This is a genomic window from Pelagibacterium flavum (assembly GCF_025854335.1).
Lineage (GTDB): Bacteria > Pseudomonadota > Alphaproteobacteria > Rhizobiales > Devosiaceae > Pelagibacterium > Pelagibacterium flavum.
The window spans coordinates 1,252,060-1,271,479 of record NZ_CP107716.1 but is presented as its reverse complement, the minus strand read 5'-3'; the positions used below and the strand labels follow the sequence as shown (position 1 = coordinate 1,271,479).

20 protein-coding genes are annotated in these 19,420 nt (G+C 60.6%); 12 read left to right on the top strand and 8 right to left on the bottom strand.

Annotated features, from left to right (window positions below; genetic code table 11):
• Window positions 1-151: 151 nt before the first annotated feature.
• Window positions 152-949, top strand: a complete 798-nt coding sequence (locus OF122_RS06295) for a phytanoyl-CoA dioxygenase family protein (RefSeq protein ID WP_264226954.1) — start codon at window positions 152-154, stop codon at window positions 947-949.
• Between the two features lie 44 nt (window positions 950-993).
• Here OF122_RS06295 and OF122_RS06290 read toward each other — a convergent pair whose 3' ends face one another.
• Together OF122_RS06290 and ltaE are read right to left on the bottom strand one after the other, a co-directional pair.
• Window positions 994-1,983 (bottom strand): methyltransferase domain-containing protein, encoded by a 990-nt coding sequence (locus OF122_RS06290; protein ID WP_264226953.1) that lies wholly within the window; start codon window positions 1,981-1,983, stop codon window positions 994-996.
• 82 nt (window positions 1,984-2,065) lie between these two features.
• Window positions 2,066-3,088 (bottom strand): low-specificity L-threonine aldolase, encoded by a 1,023-nt coding sequence (gene ltaE, locus OF122_RS06285; RefSeq protein WP_264226952.1) that lies wholly within the window; start codon window positions 3,086-3,088, stop codon window positions 2,066-2,068.
• A gap of 508 nt (window positions 3,089-3,596) precedes the next feature.
• Here ltaE and OF122_RS06280 point away from each other — a divergent pair.
• From OF122_RS06280 to OF122_RS06265, 4 genes are all read left to right on the top strand, one after another.
• A complete protein-coding gene (locus OF122_RS06280) occupies window positions 3,597-3,809 on the top strand; it encodes a cold-shock protein (protein WP_264226951.1) in 213 nt (70 codons plus the stop codon).
• 327 nt (window positions 3,810-4,136) lie between these two features.
• Window positions 4,137-4,610: a transcription elongation factor GreA gene (gene greA, locus OF122_RS06275; RefSeq protein WP_264226950.1), complete on the top strand. Its 474-nt coding sequence runs from the start codon at window positions 4,137-4,139 to the stop codon at window positions 4,608-4,610.
• 154 nt (window positions 4,611-4,764) lie between these two features.
• On the top strand, window positions 4,765-5,715 hold the full coding sequence (trxB, locus tag OF122_RS06270) for a thioredoxin-disulfide reductase (RefSeq protein ID WP_264226949.1): 951 nt from the start codon (window positions 4,765-4,767) through the stop codon (window positions 5,713-5,715).
• A gap of 71 nt (window positions 5,716-5,786) precedes the next feature.
• Complete coding sequence (locus tag OF122_RS06265; RefSeq protein ID WP_264226948.1) at window positions 5,787-6,686, top strand: LysR family transcriptional regulator; 900 nt, start codon at window positions 5,787-5,789, stop codon at window positions 6,684-6,686.
• Window positions 6,687-7,795: 1,109 nt separating this feature from the next.
• On the opposite strand, the gene OF122_RS06260 is transcribed toward OF122_RS06265, so the two are convergent.
• On the bottom strand, window positions 7,796-8,998 hold the full coding sequence (locus OF122_RS06260; protein ID WP_264226947.1) for a pyridoxal phosphate-dependent aminotransferase: 1,203 nt from the start codon (window positions 8,996-8,998) through the stop codon (window positions 7,796-7,798).
• Between the two features lie 165 nt (window positions 8,999-9,163).
• Between OF122_RS06260 and OF122_RS06255 the strand changes: the two genes are divergently transcribed.
• Together OF122_RS06255 and OF122_RS06250 are read left to right on the top strand one after the other, a co-directional pair.
• Window positions 9,164-9,589, top strand: coding sequence for a CBS domain-containing protein (locus tag OF122_RS06255; RefSeq protein ID WP_264226946.1), 426 nt, complete (start codon window positions 9,164-9,166; stop codon window positions 9,587-9,589).
• A gap of 76 nt (window positions 9,590-9,665) precedes the next feature.
• Window positions 9,666-10,559, top strand: coding sequence for a DMT family transporter (locus OF122_RS06250; RefSeq protein WP_264226945.1), 894 nt, complete (start codon window positions 9,666-9,668; stop codon window positions 10,557-10,559).
• Here the strand turns inward: OF122_RS06250 and OF122_RS06245 are convergent.
• Complete coding sequence (locus OF122_RS06245; protein WP_264226944.1) at window positions 10,543-10,896, bottom strand: DUF2147 domain-containing protein; 354 nt, start codon at window positions 10,894-10,896, stop codon at window positions 10,543-10,545. The two genes, OF122_RS06250 and OF122_RS06245, sit on opposite strands and share 17 nt — an antisense overlap.
• A 369-nt stretch (window positions 10,897-11,265) precedes the next feature.
• Between OF122_RS06245 and OF122_RS06240 the strand changes: the two genes are divergently transcribed.
• Together OF122_RS06240 and OF122_RS06235 are read left to right on the top strand one after the other, a co-directional pair.
• Window positions 11,266-11,859: a thymidine kinase gene (locus tag OF122_RS06240; protein ID WP_264226943.1), complete on the top strand. Its 594-nt coding sequence runs from the start codon at window positions 11,266-11,268 to the stop codon at window positions 11,857-11,859.
• Entirely contained in the window at window positions 11,856-12,260 is a 405-nt protein-coding gene (locus tag OF122_RS06235; RefSeq protein ID WP_408636312.1) for an acyl-CoA thioesterase, read from the top strand. The genes OF122_RS06240 and OF122_RS06235 overlap by 4 nt, the downstream gene beginning before the upstream one ends.
• Window positions 12,261-12,262: 2 nt before the next feature.
• Here OF122_RS06235 and OF122_RS06230 read toward each other — a convergent pair whose 3' ends face one another.
• Entirely contained in the window at window positions 12,263-12,913 is a 651-nt protein-coding gene (locus tag OF122_RS06230; protein ID WP_264226942.1) for an MOSC domain-containing protein, read from the bottom strand.
• A gap of 169 nt (window positions 12,914-13,082) precedes the next feature.
• On the opposite strand from OF122_RS06230, the gene OF122_RS06225 reads away from it, so the two are divergent.
• On the top strand, window positions 13,083-13,730 hold the full coding sequence (locus OF122_RS06225) for a peptidase inhibitor family I36 protein (RefSeq protein WP_264226941.1): 648 nt from the start codon (window positions 13,083-13,085) through the stop codon (window positions 13,728-13,730).
• Window positions 13,731-13,951: 221 nt separating this feature from the next.
• Window positions 13,952-14,344 carry a septal ring lytic transglycosylase RlpA family protein gene (locus OF122_RS06220; RefSeq protein ID WP_264226940.1) on the top strand — a complete coding sequence of 131 codons (393 nt, stop codon included), beginning with the start codon at window positions 13,952-13,954 and terminating at the stop codon, window positions 14,342-14,344.
• Window positions 14,345-14,876: 532 nt separating this feature from the next.
• Here the strand turns inward: OF122_RS06220 and OF122_RS06215 are convergent.
• Together OF122_RS06215 and OF122_RS06210 are read right to left on the bottom strand one after the other, a co-directional pair.
• Window positions 14,877-15,848, bottom strand: a complete 972-nt coding sequence (locus OF122_RS06215) for an iron-siderophore ABC transporter substrate-binding protein (RefSeq protein ID WP_264226939.1) — start codon at window positions 15,846-15,848, stop codon at window positions 14,877-14,879.
• 143 nt (window positions 15,849-15,991) lie between these two features.
• Window positions 15,992-17,989 (bottom strand): methyl-accepting chemotaxis protein, encoded by a 1,998-nt coding sequence (locus tag OF122_RS06210; RefSeq protein ID WP_264226938.1) that lies wholly within the window; start codon window positions 17,987-17,989, stop codon window positions 15,992-15,994.
• A gap of 338 nt (window positions 17,990-18,327) precedes the next feature.
• Here OF122_RS06210 and OF122_RS06205 point away from each other — a divergent pair, with 338 nt between their 5' ends.
• Entirely contained in the window at window positions 18,328-18,978 is a 651-nt protein-coding gene (locus OF122_RS06205; RefSeq protein ID WP_264226937.1) for a GntR family transcriptional regulator, read from the top strand.
• Window positions 18,979-18,980: 2 nt separating this feature from the next.
• Here the strand turns inward: OF122_RS06205 and OF122_RS06200 are convergent, their stop codons facing one another.
• Window positions 18,981-19,406, bottom strand: a complete 426-nt coding sequence (locus OF122_RS06200; RefSeq protein ID WP_264226936.1) for an allophanate hydrolase-related protein — start codon at window positions 19,404-19,406, stop codon at window positions 18,981-18,983.
• Between the last annotated feature and the right edge of the window lie 14 nt (window positions 19,407-19,420).

Genomic DNA, 19,420 nt, shown 5'->3' with positions numbered 1-19,420 from the left:
GATAGTGTTGCGCGCATGATGATGGTGTCCAACAAGTTCGCAGTCTTCCTGAGCGCCTGATCGGCGCTTCCTTTCCGGAAGCATTTGAGCCGGGCCGCTTGGCGGCCCGCACGCTGCCTTGTGCAGCAATGCGAACTCATGGACTTTTCCAATGCCTGGAACAGAAGACGCGCTGACCCCAGCGCAGATCGAAGCCTTTGTCACCGACGGTTTCGTCAGAATCGACAATGCCTTTTCCGCAGACCTTGCCGCCCAGGGACGCGCCATTCTCTGGCGCAACACCGGTTGCGACCCCGATGACCCCTCGACCTGGACAAAACCGGTGATCCGCCTCGGCGGCTATGCCGATGCGCCTTTCCGGGAAGCGGCCAACACCCCGCGCCTGCATTCCGCTTACAACCAGTTGGTGGGCGAAGGCCGATGGCTTGCGCCGCAGGGCCTGGGCACCTTCCCCGTCCGCTTCCCCTCGGACCAACCGCCGGGCGACGATGGCTGGCATATCGATGCCAGTTACATGCTGCCCACCGACGATCCCAACGACTTCTTCTCGATCCGGGCCAACATCAAATCGAGGGGCCGCGCCCTTCTGATGCTGTTCCTGTTCTCCGATGTGCAAGAAGACGATGCTCCCACTCGCATCCGCGTGGGCTCGCATATGGATATGGCACGCTTCCTCCTCCCCTTTGGTGAGGATGGCGCGACAATGCACCAGATGATGGCGGGCAGCTTCGCCGGCACGGAAAAATGCCCCGAAGCGCTGGCGACCGGTCTCGCCGGCACCGTCTATCTCTGCCATCCGTTCCTGGTTCACGCAGCGCAACCCAACAGGGGGAGCCGCGTCAAGTTCATGGCCCAGCCGCCACTGATGCCCGCGCATGACTTCGATCCGGCCCTGCCGCCCTCGCCGGTTCAGATCGCCATTCGCAAGGCATGCAACCTGACGTTCTGACGCAAACGTTTCCCGGGGGTCGCAACCGATCCCCGGGGATCCACTCAGTTTATCAACTCAACCGGCGCTTCGATGCCCGCATCGATGTCGGCAACGCCCAGTTGCTCGGCTTCGGGCTTGCGCGCAACGAACAGGAGCCCCGCTACCGGCTGGCCGCGATCGCGCCGGATCGTTTCCTCACTTACGCGCAAGACGTCCAGCCCTGCATCGGCCAGAGCCCGCGCGACGGCATCGCCATTATGCGCAAAACGCAGCGACGCCTGCAGCCATTGGCTGTCCTCTCCGTCATGCCGCTCGACCGAGAACGCAAAGACGCCGCCCGGTCGCAACACCTTGCCCACCAATGAAAAGATCGGCGGCAGCGCCGGGCAATACATGAAAACGTCCGCTGCCGTTACGATATCAGCCACGCATCCCTCAGCCCCCAGAAAATCGAGCAGTTCGGCGCGCTCAACGCCATCATAGATCGCCTTGTCGCGAGTCTCTGCCACCATGGCCGCGGAAATGTCCACGCCGGTCAGGTGAGACACCACATGGCGCAACCGCTCGCCCATCAATCCCGTGCCACAACCCAGATCAACGCCGCGCGCGAACCCGTCAATGCCGAGTTCGCTCATGGTTTCTCCGAGCAACGCCATCAATCGGCCCGGAACGACATAGTCGAGCTTTTGCAGCAACGCTTCTTCAAAGCGTCCGGCATACTGGTCGAACAGCGCTTCGACATATGCCGCCTGCACCTGCGGCTCAATTGCGCCAATCCCGTGCGCCGCCAGATGCATCTGCGCCCCGAGCGTACCTGCGGGATCGTGCTCGGCCGCCCGCTGCCAGGCGGCAATCGCACTGCCCAATGCATCGGCCTTGAGATGAAAGTCCCCCGCCATCATCCAGCCGGCTGCCCAACCAGGCGCGCTCTCCAGCGCCTGCTCCATCAGATCGGCAGCCGATGAAAATTCGCCAGCCTCAGCCAGCATCTGGGCGTAGTGGGCCCGGCGATCGACGATGAGGTCGCCCGAAGACAGAAAAGTCGTTGTCAATTTGTGTTGCGATCCGCAAAGACCGGCAAATGCCGGCGCGCGGGGAAATGCGCCCGCCCGCGACAAAAAGCAAGCTATAAGATCAAAGGCTGGCGAAGAATTTATCCGCCGCGTCCAGTGCTGCCTCTATCGCCTCGTCGCCGATATCCTTGTGCGTCACCCAGCGCTGCTGCCCATAGCGGCCCGAAACCAGTATCCCCTGCGCCGCCATGTGATCGGCAAACTCCTTTGCTACAGATTCATCGGCGTTGAGAAAGATGATATTGGTCTGCGGCATATCGACATTCAGCCTGTCATGCCGTGCCAACCCCTCGGCCAGCCGCCGCGCCCGCGCGTGATCGTCCGCCAACCGGGAAACATTGTGCTCGAGCGCGTATAGCCCGGCCGCAGCGATGATGCCCGCCTGCCGCATGCCGCCGCCCACCATCTTGCGCAGCCGCCTGGCTTTGCCGATGAAATCCGCATCCCCCACCAGCACCGAGCCGACCGGAGCCCCGAGGCCCTTGGACAGGCACACCGAGACACTGTCGAATCCCTCCGCCAACTCCTTGACGCTCCGGTTCGAGGCCACCGCCGCATTGACGATCCGCGCGCCATCGAGATGGGTCCCCAGCCCATGCCGCCGGGCCAGCGCAACAGCATCGGCCACATAGCTTTGCGGCAGCACCTTTCCACCGATCGTGTTCTCGAGCGCCAGCAGACGCGTGCGTGCAAAGTGGATGTCGTCTGGCTTGATGGCCCCCTCGATCTTGTCGAGCGGCAGCGAACCGTCTGGCGCATTCTCGATGGGCTGGGGTTGGATGGAGCCCAGAACCGCCGCACCGCCCGCCTCATACTTATAGGCATGCGCGTCCTGCCCGGCGATGAATTCATCCCCGCGCCCGCAATGGCTCATCAGCGCGATCAGGTTCGATTGCGTTCCCGAGGGCACAAACATTCCCCTTGCTTTACCCGTCAGTTCGGCAACTCTGGCTTCCAGCGCGATGACAGTCTCGTCTTCGCCATAGACGTCGTCGCCCACAGGCGCGGCAGCCATTGCCGCGCGCATGCCCGCATCGGGCCGTGTCACGGTGTCGGAACGAAAATCATAGCGCCTTGTCGTCATTTCTCTGCCCTGGGAACCCGTCGAAGGAAGCGTCGCGCCGATGCTTATCGCGTCCCTCGCCTTCCGCCAACCGTCCCCCGGGTCAACTTGAAACGGCTCGGCGCCGGTCGATATACTTGCCGGGCGGGCCACATTCTCTACCATAAAGGTATGCAATACTGACATGTCAGGCTGGCGGCGCAGCTTTGCGGCATTAACAACAGTGTTACCGCCATCGAAAATTTTTTACTCCGCCGGTTTTTTACAAGTGCTTGAATATTTCGGCTATTTCTTCTAAAAAAACGGGATCGAAATTGCGGCCGACTGATCTAGCCGTGCGTCTTTTACGCCTGCTGACGTCCTGAACCAAGACTTCGATATACCCGGGGGCGGCAAACCCCCATCAGAGTGCGGTCTGAAAAAGTGGCAGCTTTTTCGCTTCGGCCGCGCGACAAAACTAAGGACTTGGAGCGCCGGTCCAGTCGGGCCGGATCGCGTTCCAGACAGCACGACGTGAAAGGACAAAGCCATGGCAACCGGCACTGTCAAATGGTTCAACACCCAGAAGGGCTACGGTTTTATCCAGCCCGACGAGGGTGGAGCGGACGTTTTCGTCCACATCTCTGCCGTTCAGAATTCCGGCATGACCGGTCTCGATGAAGGTCAGAAGATTTCCTACGAAATCGTCAAGGACAAGCGCACCGGCAAATCGGCCGCCGGCAACCTGGTCGCTGCCGACTAGTTCGGCATCCGCCAAATGAGCTCAGCCCGGCTCATTGGCCGGGCAACAAGGATAGGGCGTAAACCACAACGGTTTGCGCTCTTTCTTTTTGGGCAGGAACGATCCCAGGGATACTTGCAGCCGCCGCGCAAAGCCCCATATGTGCCGGTGCACCACGGAGGCGCTGGGGAATGCCCATCGATTGGCCTTGACCAACTTGGCCGGTAAGGGCAACCTCTGGCAGGTAAGTTTCCCGAAAGCGCAGATCGCATCCGCTGACGTGAAGTCAGCGAGGATACCGATATGCGCTTCAACGTATTTTGTAATTGATAGGAGGGATTGGCCGATATGGACAAGGTCCCCATGACAGTGGCGGGACACGCCGCACTCGTAGCTGAACTTGAACGCCGCGCCGGCGTCGAACGCCGCGCGATCATTGAAGCGATTTCCGAAGCGCGCGCCCACGGCGACCTTTCCGAAAACGCCGAGTACCACGCGGCCAAAGAGCAGCAGAGCCATAACGAGGGCCGTATCATGGAAATTGAATCCATGCTGGCCATGGCCGAGATCGTCGACGTTTCCAAGCTTTCGGGCTCGACGGTCAAGTTCGGCGCGACCGTGACGATGGTCGACGAGGATACCGACGAGGAAAAGACCTACCAGATCGTGGGCGATGCCGAGGCCGATGCCTCGGCCGGCCGCATCTCGATTTCCTCGCCAATCGCCCGTGCCCTGATCGGCAAGTCGGTCGGCGATTCGATCGAAGTGACCGCTCCTGGCGGGGCGCGCGGCTACGAAATCCTCAAGATTGCCTTCATCTGACAGGAACGGGCGGATCTGGTCGCAGGTCCGCCCGTTCCTTGATGCAATTTCGCCTCAGCATACCGGGTTTTCCCCTGCCAAGTGGCACGCGCGCTTGTAACCTCGGGGCACCGTGCCATATTTGTTTCCAACGCAAATTGATCGGCACGATAAAATGCACGCCAAGACCATAATCATCGGCTCGGGCCCGGCCGGATATACAGCCGCCATCTACGCCGCCCGCGCCATGCTCGAACCGCTCATGATCGCCGGCATGCAGCCGGGCGGTCAGCTCACCATCACGACCGACGTTGAAAACTATCCTGGCTTTGCCGACCCCATCCAGGGGCCGTGGCTGGTCGAGCAGATGCGCGCCCAGGCTGAGCATATGGGCACGAAAATCGAAAACGACCTGATCGTCGATGTCGATTTCAACACCCGCCCCTTCCGCCTGACCGGCGATAGCGGCAAGATCTATACTGCCGACAGCGTCGTCATCGCTACTGGCGCCCAGGCCAAATGGCTCGGACTGCCGACAGAGGAAAAGTTCAAGGGGTTCGGCGTTTCCGCCTGCGCCACCTGCGACGGCTTTTTCTATCGCGACAAGACGGTTCTGGTGATCGGTGGTGGCAATACTGCGGTCGAAGAAGCACTGTTTCTGACCAATTTCGCCTCCAAGGTCATCATCGCCCACCGGCGCGACCAGTTTACGGCCGAAAAAATCATGCAGCAGCGCCTGTTCAAGCACCCCAAGATCGAGGTGCGCTGGAACACGGTGCTCGACGAGGTCAAGGGCGACAACATGCCCCCCTCGGTGCGCAGCGCCGTGTTGCGTGATGTTACGACTGATCAGACCCATGAAATTGAAGTCGACGGCATTTTCGTCGCTATCGGCCACGCTCCCGCCACCGAAATCTTCAACGGTAAGCTCGAAATGAAGCATGGCGGCTATATCGTCACCGCGCCCGACAGCACCACAACTTCGGTGCCCGGTGTTTTCGCTGCGGGCGATGTGACCGATGACGTCTATCGTCAGGCGGTAACGGCCGCCGGCATGGGCTGCATGGCCGCGCTCGAAGCCGAGCGTTATCTCGCGGCCCATGAAATGGCTGAAGCCGCCGAATAACGCTGGCGGCAAACGACAATGACTGATCGCCATTCGCGGATCCCCCGCGAATGGCGCCACAAAGAGGGGACATGGGGATGCTCGACTGGGACAAGCTGCGCATATTCCATGTCGCCGCCGAATCGGGAAGCTTCACCCATTCGGCCGAAAAGCTCGGAATGTCCCAATCAGCCGTCTCGAGGCAGATTTCCGCGCTTGAAGAAGACCTTGGCCTCAAGCTTTTCATCCGCCACGCCCGCGGCCTCGTTCTGACCGAAGTGGGCGAACAGCTTTTCCGCACGGCACATCGCATGGCCTGGGAACTGCAATCGGTGCAGGCCCAGATGACCGAAAGCCAGGACGTGCCCACCGGGCCGCTTCTGGTGACCACCACCGTAGGGTTCGGCTCTACCTGGCTGACCAAGCGCATCCACGAATTCGTGACGCTCTATCCCACCATCCAGCTTGAGATCAAGCTCAACGACGCCGAACTCGATCTGGCCATGCGCGAGGCTGACGTTGCCATCCGCCTGCACCGGCCCAACCAGTCGGAAATGATCCAGCGCAAGCTGTTCACCGTCCACTTCCATATCTACGCCGCCGAAAGCTATCTCGCCGAGAACGGCACCCCAAACTCGATCGAAGACCTCGACGGCCACAAGATCATCACCTTCGGTGAACCGTCCCCCTCCTATTTGGGCGATGTGAATTTTCTCGAGCGCATCGGGCGCCCCGACAACTCCCCGCGCCGTACCACACTCAAGGTCAACGCGATCTACGGCATGATGCAGGCCTGCCGGCAGGGAATCGGCATCGCCATGCTTCCCGATTACATCACCGAAGAGGAACCCAGCCTCAAACGGATCCTCGATGACGTCGACCTGCCTGAATTCGAGACCTATTTCGTCTATCCCCCTGCCTTGAAAAGCTCTAAGCGCGTTGGCGTGTTCCGCGACTTCCTCGTCGAAAAGGCCCGCGACTGGCAGTACTAAAGTGGGCACCCACTTCAGCGGTTCGAGCGCGCAACAAACAAAGCCTTGGATCTTCGCGCTTCCAGGCCCCAGCGCCGCGTAAGCGAAAAGCGCAAGCGCTCCAGGCATTGCTCCGCTCGAAAGTGAAACTGGGCGCGATTCCACGAAAAGTGGACGTACATTCACCAGTGCTGGAACGCACTTGGCGCACACCGCCTGCCCACACGCAAAAAAACACCCCACCCGCAGAAAATTTTGTGCAGGCGCGCCGGCGTCTGCATACAAAATAGTGTAAGGAAAACAGGCGCATTGCCCGTTTAATGGGCATAGACATGCGTTTTCCGCATGGCTGACATAACCAGATCGGGGTTGTCGGAGTGGCGTCTAATCTCTACCTACCCGCCAGACATTGCGCGTCTTTCCTCCTCCCTTTGGGCGCGTTTGATGTTCCCTCCTAACGAGAAGCTTGCTTCTCGTCCTGGCCCCGCTCTCCCCTCGAGCGGGGCTTCTTTTTTTCTGCCATTGCTTGTTTGCCCACGCTTTATGCATACCTCTCGCAAGGCTCTGCACAAAATGCATGGCTGCCATGCCATTAGACGACTTCTCAAGTCGTGATTAGAATGGCATATACGAACCGTCACTGACGCGGCGCGCTTTTCTCCTCCTCCCAAAGCCCCCTGCATCGTGACGACAAGAGCGGGATGGGTTCCTCCTCCTCCCTCCCTGAACGCTCCTAAGGCCGTAATTCGAATCCTCCTCCCTCGAATGCGGCCGACAGTTCAAGGGCCCCACCGATCCTCCCCGGTGGGGCCTTTTTGTTTCCGCCTCGGCAAGCTGCTCAATATTTCATCAACCGGAATGACGTGCCTAATGCATGGCAGGTATGCGCTATTGCTTATTGTTGCGGGCCACGGCACAGCGCATATTCGTCTTGTCGATGAGCGACGCGCCCTTTCCTCCTCCCTGGGCCCCTCGCTTCCGGCAACCGAGCGAACGATGTATCCTCCTCCCACATCCTTCGCTCAACCGACCTGCGCCGTCTCCTCCTCCCTCGGCAGGGTCGTAAACTGAGAGATTAGGGCTTCGGCCCTCGATCAAGGCTCCGTCTTCGGACGGAGCCTCTTTTTTGTCTAATACACCCCCGCGCAGAACGCCTCGATCCGGTCCATGGCTTTGCCCAGGTCCTCGTCCGAAGCTGCATAGGAAATACGGAAGTGCCCCGGCAGCCCGAAAGCCGAACCATGCACAAGCGCAACCCCGTTCTCTTCCAGCAGCGCCATGACCACGTCCTCGTCGGTCGCCAGCCTGCGTCCCCCCGCGCTGGTCTTGCCGATCAGCCCCTTGCATGAAGGAAACACATAGAACGCGCCTTCAGGCGTCAGGCACTCGAGACCCTCGAGCGCATTGAGACGCCCAACCACATAATCGCGCCGCTTCTGAAACGTCTCGCGCCACCCGGCGAGAAACTCCTGCGGCCCGTTGAGCGCCTCGACGGCTGCCCATTGCGAAATAGAGGGCGGGTTGGTCGTTGACTGGCTTTGGAGCTTGAGCATGGCCCTAAGGATCTCCTTCGGCCCCGTGCAATACCCTATGCGCCAGCCCGTCATGGCATGGGATTTCGACACCCCGTTCATGGTGACAGTCCGCGCCATCAGGCGTGGCTCCACTTGGGCGATCGTCGCAAATTTGCGCCCGTCATAGACCAGAACCTCGTAGATATCGTCGGTGAGGATATGAACGTGCGGGTGCTTCATCAGCACCGCCGCCAACCCGGCCAGTTCTTGCTCGGTATAAGCAGCGCCCGAAGGGTTCGACGGCGTATTCAGAATCAGCCACTTGGTCTTGTCGGAAATCGCCGCTTCCAACGCCTGCGGCGTCAGCTTGAACCCCGTCTCCTGGCTCGCCTGCGCGAAAACCGGCTCGGCGCCCGCCAGCCGCACGATTTCGGGGTAGCTCACCCAGTAGGGCACAGGCACCACCACCTCGTCGCCGGAGTTGAGCGTGGCCATCAACGCATTGAAGATGATCTGCTTGCCGCCCGCCGAAACGAAACACTCATCGGCCGACACATCGAGCCCGTTGTCGCGCCGGAATTTGGCCGCCACCGCCTCTTTGAGCTCGGCAATCCCCTCGACATTGGTGTAGCGGGTTTCGCCGCGCTCGATGGCCTCGATGGCCGCCTTGCGCACATGTTCGGGCGTATCGAAATCAGGCTCTCCCGCCGAAAGCGCGATAACATCCTTTCCCGCCTGCGCCATCTGGCGTGCAAGCTGGGTGATCCCCACGGTCGCAGAAGGCTGAACGCGCGACAGGGCATCCGAAATAAGTCCCATGACATTTCTCTATGTGAATATGGCCATCCAAGGCATTCTATAGCGGGTGACTGCACGCCTTGCCATGGTGCCTTCGCCGCCGACCGCCAATTTGAGCTTTTCGCGCCCTTGCGCGTTTAGGCACCACAAGGCAAGCTGAACGTCCGTGATGAGGAGATAGAGGCCATGTTTGTTGAATCGATCCTGACCATCAAGGGTAGCGACGTCGTGACGGTCCCGTCCGACTCCACCATTGGCGATTTGATCGCCACTCTGGCCCGCCACAATATCGGTGCCGTCGTCGTGGTCGACAATGACAAGGTCGAAGGCATCATTTCAGAGCGCGACATTGTCCGCCATCTTGCCGGCAGCGCCGAGGGTTTCCGCGCCAAGCCCGTCTCTACCCTGATGACCCGCGCACCCAAGACCTGCTCGCGCTCCGACACTGTCGATCATGCCATGAACATCATGTCCCAGGGCCGTTTCCGCCACTTGCCTGTCGTTGAAGACGGTCGGCTTATCGGCATCATCTCGATTGGCGACGTGGTCAAGCGCAAGATCGAGGAGGCCGAGCAGGAAGCCGGCGCGCTGCGCGAATATATAGCGAGCTGACGCCCGCGCTTGAGCGAAACGAGCGGACGGAGTACCAGTCGGCGACTCACCTGACCGCCGAACCCTGAGCCAATCCATGTCCCGCTCGCTTGCGCTTTTCTGCCTGCTTCTGGCCACCGCCATCTGGGGCTTTGCCTTTATCGCCCAGAAATCGGCAATGGAGGCCATGGGACCACTCACCTTCACCGGCGCGCGGTTCCTGCTTGGCGGTCTGTTGATCCTGCCGCTTGCCCTGCGCGAAGACGCTCGCCAGCCGCAACGGCTGACGGGACGGCAGTGGGCGCTCATTGTCTTTATGAGCCTCAACTTCTTTGGCGGCGCCATCCTCCAGCAATATGGCCTGCTGTTCACAACGGTCACCAATTCAGGCTTCCTGACCGGGCTCTATGTGCTCTTCGTACCGGTCATCCTCCTTTTCGTTTTCCGCCAGCCACCCCACAAGGTCATCTGGCTCGGCGTGCCCGTTGCCCTGATCGGCCTGTTTCTTCTCAACGGCGCCCGGCTCGACCGTCTCAACACCGGCGACGGACTCGTCATTGGCAGCGCCGTCTTCTGGGCGCTGCACGTCTTGCTGCTGGGCTATCTGGCGCGCGAAACGGCCCGACCCATTTTCATATCGTCCATGAGCTTTGTGATTGCCGGCTTGCTGGGCAGCGTGGGTGCCCTCGCCTTCGAGGCTCCGACACTCTCTGCGCTTTCTGCCAGCTGGATCGAAATCCTCTACGCGGGGGCTCTTTCCACAGCCGTGGGCTTCACCCTTCAGGCCGTCGGCCAGCAGCATGTTCCGCCGGCCAATGCCGCCATCATCCTCTCGGCCGAAAGCCTGTTCGCAGCGCTGGGCGGCGCGATCATCCTGGGCGAACGACTGGAAATCATCGGCTATTTCGGCGTCGCCATGATCTTTGCGGCCGTGCTGCTGGTCGAACTGCTGCCCAACCTCAGGCGACGGTCGGCTACTGAACCCGCCTGAGCCGTATGTTCTCGCAGATCACAAACAACGCGCAGGCTTCGAGCCGCATGGTGTTGTTGTTGGTCTGGGTCACAGTACCCCCGATATTGAACCCCTCCAGCGTCACCGTTCCCTGCCACTGGTTGAGCCGGACGTGCCGCGCATTTTTGAACATGTAGGTGTTGAGATATTTGGTGTTGCGCGCGTCCTGCTTGTCCTCCTGGATCCAGATCAGCTCCGCGCACAGCCGGTCGCCATTTTCCCCGCAATAGGAAAATTCGTAGCGCGACTCCTTGTTGTCGGGCTCCCACAAGCCGATGGGGTTGAACTGTTCCTGCGCCAAAGTTGGAGCGGTCATAGCCATCGCCATGACAAACGCGACCAGTTTCAAAAACGAGCGAAAACGACACGCCATTGGGAATGAACTCCGGGGGGATTGCGATATGTCAAAGCCTGCTCTTTTGCGCGATGTCAACTGAACTGCGGATGAACCGCAAATGTTGCCTCTGGCCGTCATATCAACGTCATGAGACAACAATAGGGTCGTTTCCGCAACCGGCATACCCCGCCGGTCAGCCCGACGCCGATACCCCATTCGGCACCACCTTTTCGGTCGCCCACCCCGGCGACCGTTTTCTTTTCTTGTGGAAGAGGCTGCCGACACGCCCGCCATCGGTGTCGGCTCGGGTTACAAACATCGTGTCACTCACAGTTTCGGGACGGCCCAGTGGCCAAGCTCTATTTCTCCTATGCCGCAATGAACGCGGGCAAATCCACCTTGCTGCTGCAAGCCGCCCACAATTATCGCGAGCGCGGCATGCGCCCCCTGCTCTATACCTCCGCCCTGTACGCCGAGGATGGCGTCGGGCTGATACGCTCGCGGATCGGCATCGCCGAGACGGCTCTTCTCTACGAACAGGGCGATGACCTCTATCACTCGGTTCGCGACAACGAGGAGGAATCCAAGGTCGATTGCGTGCTCGTCGATGAAGCCCAGTTCCTGACACGCGATCAGGTCTGGCAACTCGCCCGCGTCACAGATCGGCTCGCCATTCCCGTCATGTGCTACGGACTGCGCACTGACTTTCAGGGCGAACTGTTCCCCGGCTCGCGCGAATTGCTGGCGATCGCCGATACCCTGCGCGAAATCCGCACCATCTGCACATGCGGCGCCAAGGCGACAATGGTCGTGCGTCAGGATATCAATGGACGCGTGCTGACCGACGGCGATCAGGTTTCCATCGAAAAATCGGTGTACCTTTCGCTCTGCCGCAAACATTGGGAAGAAGCTGTCGGCCGCTGGCCGGTGAAAGGACCATGACCATGCAAGAAGATACACCCCAACCTCGCGGTGCCATGACCATCCGCACCATGCCCATGCCCGCCGATACCAACGGTGCCGGCGACATTTTCGGCGGCTGGGTGATGAGCCAGATGGATATCGCCGGGGCGATCTGCGCCGTCGAAAACGTAGGCGGACGGGTCGCCACTGTTGCCGTCGAAGCCATGAGCTTTATCGCCCCGGTCAGGGTCGGCGACGTGTTCTGCGTCTATGCCTGGATCGACAGGATCGGGACGACCTCGATCAAGGTCGGAATGGAAGCCTGGACCAAATCCCGCGACTTGCCCTTGCGCACCAAGGTAACAGAGGGCCATTTCATCTACGTCGCGCTCACCGACGATGGCCAGAAGCGTGTGATCGACAAAACCGCAATCGCCTGACCCTAAAGCGCCGCAAGACGCTCGAGGTTGTCGACCCGATCGCGCTCTGCGAGCGGCAGTGCCAGCAGCCGCTCTATCATCTCGCGTGACAGCGGCTTCTTCATCGCCGTGAACACCAGGGCAAAATGCTCGCCTAGCGAAATCCTGTCCCCCGCGAACGGGATCAGCTCAACCGCCTGTCCCGCCTCGATATGCCCCTCTGCGATCACCCGCAGATAGGCCCCGGGCCGACCCGCATCGCGGAACTTCTTGACGAAACCCGGGTCGCCCATTCGCTTGGCGAAGGTTGCACACGGGATGCGCGACGCTGTGACCTCAAGCACGACCTCCCCAATCGCCAGCCGGTCCCCGATGCACAGATTTGCGCTTTCGACACCCGATACCGTCAGGTTTTCTCCAAACATCCCCGGTCCGGTCTCAAAACCGCGCGCCGACCAGAACGCATAATCCTCGCGCGAATAAAGATAGAGCGCTTGCCCCGGGCCGCCATGATGCCTTGTATCCACCACCGCGTCACCTTCCGCCCCCAGTCGGTGCACCCTCACCGGCCCCACCATGGGCCGCTTGCAGATTCCGGTGGTCTTGTCCGGCTTGTCCCGGTCGAGAACGACGGGCTGGCCGACATTGACGCTTTCAAGGAGCATTTGAGGCATGACGCTTTCCATGCAGCCCCGTTCATTGGGGGTTCAAGGTGGGATCTATAGTCTCTGTAACCGAGCGTCCCCCTGCGGTAAACCGCGCAGCGGAAAGGACAAATGGAACCAAAGGGGCAGTTTGCAGATTTTTGCCACCAAGCCCTAAATCTCTCGAAGGGAGAGCCACATGAACTTCAGGAAAATTGCGGCCGCCGCGATCATTGCGGTAACGGGTGTGCTGGCGACGGTGACCGGCGCTCAGGCCTATCAGGCGTTTGCCACCACAGCCCTCAACGTGCGCACCGGTCCGGGAACCAATTATCCGGTCATCGCCGCCCTCTCGACCAATCAGGTTGTCGAGGTTTCCGGCTGTAACAATTCCAATACCTGGTGCCAGGTCACCGCCACCAACATTCGTGGCTGGGCCTCGGCACGGTATCTTCGCCCGATCAATGACGGTCGCCCCTCGCCTGCGCCCGCACCGACCCCCTCGCCCAACCAGCCCGATATCGGATTTTCGATCAACACGCCCAATTTCAACCTGAGCATCGGCAGTAATCGGCCCGGCACGCCTGCTCCTTCGGGCCGCGTATGCTTTTATGAAGAATACGATTATGCCGGCCGCAGCTTCTGTGCCGCCGACAACGACAACGAGCGCTTCCTGGGTAATTTCTGGAACGATCGCATTCGTTCGGCCCGCGTCGAAGGCAATGTCAGCGCCACGGTTTGCACCAGTTCCAACTTCAATGGCCGCTGTGCGGTTATCGACCGCTCAGTACGCAATCTCGGCATGCTCTCGGACGACATCTCGTCCTACTATCTGAGCGGCCGCTGACCGCAACTGCCGCCGCGCAATCCTGGCCCGCCCGGCGCTCCGGGCGGGTTTTTTGCAGCCGATCCAATCGGCATTTGAAGGGCGTTGCCCAAAAGCCACGGTTCCCGGCCAATTGACGCAGGGAGCGCTTTGCCCATTTTTTGACCGATTCGGCCCTCGTTCTCGTCACAACTTCGTGTAGAACCCTGTCCCGTCGCCAAACAATACGGGTCAGGACCCTCATGAAATTCATCAAGCCTGCAGTGCTGGTTGCAGCACTCACTCTTGGAGCTTTCCCCCTCGCCACCTCAGCCATCAACGCACAGGACACGATTTCCATCGTACAAACCCTGTCAGGCACCGCATCATGGTATGGCGGCAAGTTCCACGGCAGAAAAACCGCCAACGGCGAAACCTACAACCAGAATGCGTTGACCGCTGCCCACCGCTATCTGCCCTTCGGCACCGAAGTGGTCGTCACCAACAGCAACAATGGCGAGAGCGTTGTCGTCCGGATCAATGATCGCGGCCCCTTCACTGGTGGGCGCATCATCGATCTCTCCCGCGAAGCGGCCAGCCAGATCGGCATGATCAACTCGGGCACCGCACGGGTGACCGTCGAAGTCATCGGCTGATCGTTCAGCCTCTAAGGCCTATTCCCACAGGGCGTTCCGTATTACCGGAGCGCCCTGTTTTTTATGGTCTTTTCAGATTGTGACCGCCGGTTCTCCACAGCGCGCCGCAGACCGAAACCAAAAATTTACCGACAATTTGAGTTTTCTCCAAAGCGGTCCGTTAACCGCGCATAGTCTGGGTGTCGCAAGGCACTTCCTGAGGTGTCCCTGCGGCCGCGGCAGAAATGCCGCCGGCGTTGTGCGGGATGTTTGGCGACATGCGCACACGCCGGTTTGGGGGCTGTATCGAAGATGGTGTCTGCGCGCGAAACGCGCTCCGGCACTACGGCTTACGTCCTTGGCCGGGCAGCCAACCCGGTCGCCTTGAGAGTTGTCCATGTCCTACAAACTGACGACGCAAAAACTGGTATCGATGTCCGTGGCCGCGCTGACCGGTGCAACGCTGTGTGCCCTGTTCACCGTGGTCCTGTTCGTCACCGGCGCTTTGGCGGCATAAAAAAGGGGGCCAGTTCCCGGCCCCTTTTATCGTTTCTTACTCGGCCTTTTCAGCCGCTGCGGCCAGCTGTGCCACATAGTCCTCAAGTCCCCAGCGCAGGGAAAGCGCCGAAGGTGGTGAGACAGCGGCCACCTGTTCGATCCCCACGATGGACGCATAGGCACCCGCCTGTGTCTGGGGCAGGCGCGCGATATACGGCTCGGAGAAGAACGCATCGGAATCCGCCTGGTTCTCGTAATAGGAAACCAGGATATCGGAGACCAGTTGGTCGGCATTTTCATAGCTGACCGAGAAATAGAAATTCTCGTCGTCCCCGCCCAACGCGTCCAGGCTCGGCGCATAGACCAGCCCAAGATCGGTCAGGAACTTCACGCGCGAGTCGAGCCCCGCATAAATCGCCAGCGAACCGTCGTAATCGTTGAGCCCGATAAATGTCGTGCCTTCCAGCCCGTCATGCTGCGCGACGGTACCGGCCACGAACTGCTCGGTTTCGGCCACCAGCGTCTCGGCCTCCTCGGCAAGTCCCAGTGCCCGCCCCACCGCGCGGGTCACCTCCTGCCATGGCGCGCTCCAGGCGGCGCCCTGATAGGCGATTGTCGGCGCGATCTGGCTTAGCCGCTCGTATTGTTCCTCCGTGATCCCCGAATAAACGGCGATGATGACATCGGGATCGGCGGCAAGGATCTGCTCATAGGGAGGCTCGTTGCCCTCGGCCAGAATGGCCGGAAGCTCGCCGCCCATTGCCTCGAGCGCCTCTTCCGTCCAGGGGTGAATGCCGTTGTCGCCACCGCCATAGGAAATGAACGGAATGGCCACGGGCTTGACGCCCAGCGACAAGACCGCATCGGTGTTGCCCCAAGCCCAAGTCGCGACACGCTCAGGCTGCGTTTCAATCGTGGTCTGTCCATAGACATGCTCGATGGTAACCGGAAAGTCTTGCGCCAGCGCCGGCCCCGCCAGCATACCGGAGATGGCTGCGATCAATGCTGCCCTGATCCCAATCGTCATCGCAAAACTCCTTTTGACTGCGACGGCTATAACATGATTTCAGAACTCATATTTAGAAAGCCGATCCCGCGCAAGCCACCCAAAACAAAAGCCCGCGCAGAATACTGCGCGGGCTTTTCGATCCTGTAACGGCGGATGTGGTCTTAGAACTCCGACCAGTCATCCTTCAGCGCGGCATTGCCCTGTGTCAGATATGAGCGCGCCGCCTTGGCCACTTCCGGCTTGCGCGTTTGGGGCGCGGCCGGTTCGCCGGCAATGGCCGTGTTCTTGTCGATGGTAAAGATCGCCACCACCCGGTCGAGCTCGGAAGCCTGCGCCTCGGTCTGCTCGATCGCGGCGTTGGTTTCCTCGACCAGCGCGGCGTTGTGCTGGGTCATCTCGTCCATCTGCTGCACGGCGGTGCGCACTTCGCCAATCGCCGTGGTCTGCTCGCGATTGGCCTCGGAAATCCCCTGCATCAGTTCGGAATTTTCCCGAACCGCGGCCAGGATATCGCTCAGCTTGGAGGCAGCCTCTGCCACCAGTTTCGACCCGCCGTCGACCTCATTGGACGACTGCTCGATCAGCGCCTTGACCTCGGACGAGGCCGAAGCCGCGGACTGCGCCAGGCGCCGCACTTCCACAGCCACCACGGCAAAGCCCTTACCCGCATCCCCGGCCCGTGCCGCTTCCACCGAAGCGTTCAGCGCCAAAAGGTTGGTTTGGAAAGCGATATCGTCGATCATGCCGATGATGTTGGAAATCTTGCCTGAAGACGTCGTGATGCGTTCCATCGCGGTCGTTGCCTTGACCATCACCTCCCCGCCGGCATTGGCCAGTTCGGCTGCGGCCTGGCTCTTGCCATAGGCGATCTCGGCCTTGTCGGCATTGCCCTTGACCGTGGAGGTCATTTGCTCGATGGCCGCCGAGGTTTCCTCGATCGCCGCGGCCTGACGCGTCGTGCGTTCCGACAGATCGTTGGCCCCGGCCAGAATTTCGCCGGTGGCCGTCTTGAGGCCGCGCGAGGTGGTCTTGAGCTGTGCAACGATCTCGGTCAGCTTTTCCGCCACCGAATTGGTATCATCACGCAATGCCGCAAAGGCGCCCTGGTACTGGCCCTCCATGCGCTGGGTCAGATCGGTGCGTGCCAGAGCCGAGAGCACATGCCCGGCTTCGCCCAGTCCGGCATTGACCGTATCGAGCATGGAGTTGAAATTCGCCGCCACCCGGTCGATGTCCTCATCGCCGAAGGTTTCGGTGATCCGCGTTGTGAAATTGCCCGCAACACAGGCCTCGATCACCGCGTCGAACGCTGTCTGGAACCGGTCCATCATTTCGGCCCGCTCCGCAGCGGTCTTGGCGTTGAGCAACCGCTCGGCCTCGGCCGCTTCCATGGCCTGCCCGTTGGAGCGGAACACCTGCAGCGCCTTGGCCATCTGGCCCAATTCGTGCTCGCGCTCGCTTCCCGAGATATCGGTGTTGAAGTCGCCATCGGCCAGCCGCCGCATCATTGTCGTCATGCCCGAAATCGCGCCCGACAGCCAGCGGCCCATCGCAAACGCGCAAACCGCTCCGATCAGCAGCGCCGCAACGATCTCGGCGATCAGGATCGTCATGTAATAGTTTTGCTCACCGTCGATCCGGGCGCCCAGCGCATTCTGCTGATCGGTGATCTGATCGGACAGATCGTCGTACAGCGACTGCATCTGCGGACCCAGTTCATCAAGCGTACGTGATGCGGCCACCTGTGCCGTGACATTCATCGCCTGCTGCCCGGCAATCATCTCCTTGGCAGCGGTCAGATATTGCTGGGCAAGCACTTCAACTTCGCCAATCGTGGCCAGGGCCTCAGGATCGCTGGCAAAGTGGGCAAGACCATCGGCGTCGTTGGTTGCGACGTCCTCGATCATGAGCACCAGTGCTTCGGCAGTTTCTTCGGACGGGTTGAGCCGGAATTCGTAATTGAGCCGCCGCGCTGCTTCGAGGTCGCGGACGTAATCGTTGATTTCCTGGGTCTTGGCGGCACTCTTTTGGTATCCGTCGAGGAGGCCATTCATCGCCTGCACGCCGAACTGGCCGGCCAGACCGACAAGAAGCAGACACACCATGAGAACGCCAAAGGCGCCATAAACCCTGAATTTAACACTGAGTTTCGAAAACATTCTGTCTTTCAATCCGTAATTCGAGCCCGAGAGCCCTTCCGCCCTTTCTGGACGGGAGGCCGACATTGCGCGGGAGGATTGAACGCCAGGGACAAAGCCGCCGGCCATGTGCGCAATCCGCCCACAGCTCCGGCCGATGCCGTCCCCTGCCACAGTCGGAGCGCGTCGAGACCCTATGCAGAAATGCTTAAAATTTTCAGCACCTCCCGCCCCCGCGGTGTCTTTTTCCGCCATCATTGTTCCTGCCGGCTTTCCCCCCAGACTTTCACCCCGCCCCGATTTACACGGCGCTCTCGCTTGCCTAAAGATTGCATGCAAACTCGCATTCAGGATCGCCTGTGAAAAAGCAGACAGCCACCGATCGTATCCGCTCCGCCCTCGCCGATGCCATCGTGCGCGGTGAGATGGGACCCGGCGTCGTTCTTGACGAGGCATCGCTGGCCGAACGGTTTTCGGTTTCCCGAACCCCTGTGCGCGAAGCCATACGCCAGCTCGAAGCGATCGGTTTCGCAGAGGCCAGACCCCATCGCGGCGCCGTCGTTCCCAATTTCACGCCCGAGCGGCTCACCGAAATGTTTGGGGTAATGGCCGAACTTGAAGCCCTGTGCGCCCGATCCGCAGCAGAACGCGCCACGCCATCAGATCTCGAGGCGCTCGACCGTGTCCACGCCGATTGCGCCGATGCCGCAAGGCTCGGCGATATCGATGCCTATTACCAGACCAATCTCCTCTTTCACGAGACGGTTTATGCGGTCGGCGGCAACAGTTTCCTCGCCGAGGTGACCATCGGCGTGCGCAATCGTGTCGCTCCGTTCCGCAAAGCGCAGTTCCGCTCCCTCGGGCGCCTGCTCAAATCGGTCGAAGAACACCAGCGGGTGGTCGACGCCATCGTCGCCCGCAACCCTGATGCCACGGCCGACGCGATGCGCGATCACATGCTTGTGGTGCGCGCCTCGGTCGGCGAGGTCTCGCCAACGCTGAAGTCTTGAAATCAGGCGTCCTGCGCCGCGGCGAGACTGGCCAGGTAGCTGCGCCATCCACCGAACGCAGTGATATCGAGCGCGCCGTCCAGGGCCAGCGGTTCGGCAATGAAGCCCTTGACCTCTGTCCCATCATCGAGCCGCGCCACACCGATCCCCATGGGCGCGGGGATCGCCGCAACGAACGATCCGAAGGCCGAGACCTCCAGGCGCCATACTTCCACAACGATGGCGCTTCCCTCGCCATCGTGCACCCGTAGCAGCCCTGGCTTGGGCGGAGTGGTGCCGGGCAATGCGAAAAGCTTGTAGCAAGGCGCGGTCTGACACTCGCGCAGGAAAACCGCGCCGCGCTCGGTCAACTCGTGATTGAGCGGCATACCACGCAGATGCGCGCCGACAACGGCCAGATCGACGGTGTGGGAACTGTTGGGGATCATGGGAACCAATATGA

Excerpts from the sequence above, each read along its gene's own strand:
- OF122_RS06295 (WP_264226954.1), top strand. The coding sequence starts at position 152 with ATGCCTGGAACAGAAGACGCGCTGACCCCAGCGCAGATCGAAGCCTTT.
- ltaE (WP_264226952.1), bottom strand. The coding sequence starts at position 3,088 with ATGACGACAAGGCGCTATGATTTTCGTTCCGACACCGTGACACGGCCC.
- OF122_RS06280 (WP_264226951.1), top strand. The coding sequence starts at position 3,597 with ATGGCAACCGGCACTGTCAAATGGTTCAACACCCAGAAGGGCTACGGT.
- greA (WP_264226950.1), top strand. The coding sequence starts at position 4,137 with ATGGACAAGGTCCCCATGACAGTGGCGGGACACGCCGCACTCGTAGCT.
- trxB (WP_264226949.1), top strand. The coding sequence starts at position 4,765 with ATGCACGCCAAGACCATAATCATCGGCTCGGGCCCGGCCGGATATACA.
- OF122_RS06265 (WP_264226948.1), top strand. The coding sequence starts at position 5,787 with ATGGGGATGCTCGACTGGGACAAGCTGCGCATATTCCATGTCGCCGCC.
- OF122_RS06260 (WP_264226947.1), bottom strand. The coding sequence starts at position 8,998 with ATGGGACTTATTTCGGATGCCCTGTCGCGCGTTCAGCCTTCTGCGACC.
- OF122_RS06255 (WP_264226946.1), top strand. The coding sequence starts at position 9,164 with ATGTTTGTTGAATCGATCCTGACCATCAAGGGTAGCGACGTCGTGACG.
- OF122_RS06250 (WP_264226945.1), top strand. The coding sequence starts at position 9,666 with ATGTCCCGCTCGCTTGCGCTTTTCTGCCTGCTTCTGGCCACCGCCATC.
- OF122_RS06245 (WP_264226944.1), bottom strand. The coding sequence starts at position 10,896 with ATGACCGCTCCAACTTTGGCGCAGGAACAGTTCAACCCCATCGGCTTG.
- OF122_RS06235 (WP_408636312.1), top strand. The coding sequence starts at position 11,856 with ATGACCATGCAAGAAGATACACCCCAACCTCGCGGTGCCATGACCATC.
- OF122_RS06230 (WP_264226942.1), bottom strand. The coding sequence starts at position 12,913 with ATGCCTCAAATGCTCCTTGAAAGCGTCAATGTCGGCCAGCCCGTCGTT.
- OF122_RS06225 (WP_264226941.1), top strand. The coding sequence starts at position 13,083 with ATGAACTTCAGGAAAATTGCGGCCGCCGCGATCATTGCGGTAACGGGT.
- OF122_RS06220 (WP_264226940.1), top strand. The coding sequence starts at position 13,952 with ATGAAATTCATCAAGCCTGCAGTGCTGGTTGCAGCACTCACTCTTGGA.
- OF122_RS06215 (WP_264226939.1), bottom strand. The coding sequence starts at position 15,848 with ATGACGATTGGGATCAGGGCAGCATTGATCGCAGCCATCTCCGGTATG.
- OF122_RS06210 (WP_264226938.1), bottom strand. The coding sequence starts at position 17,989 with ATGTTTTCGAAACTCAGTGTTAAATTCAGGGTTTATGGCGCCTTTGGC.
- OF122_RS06200 (WP_264226936.1), bottom strand. The coding sequence starts at position 19,406 with ATGATCCCCAACAGTTCCCACACCGTCGATCTGGCCGTTGTCGGCGCG.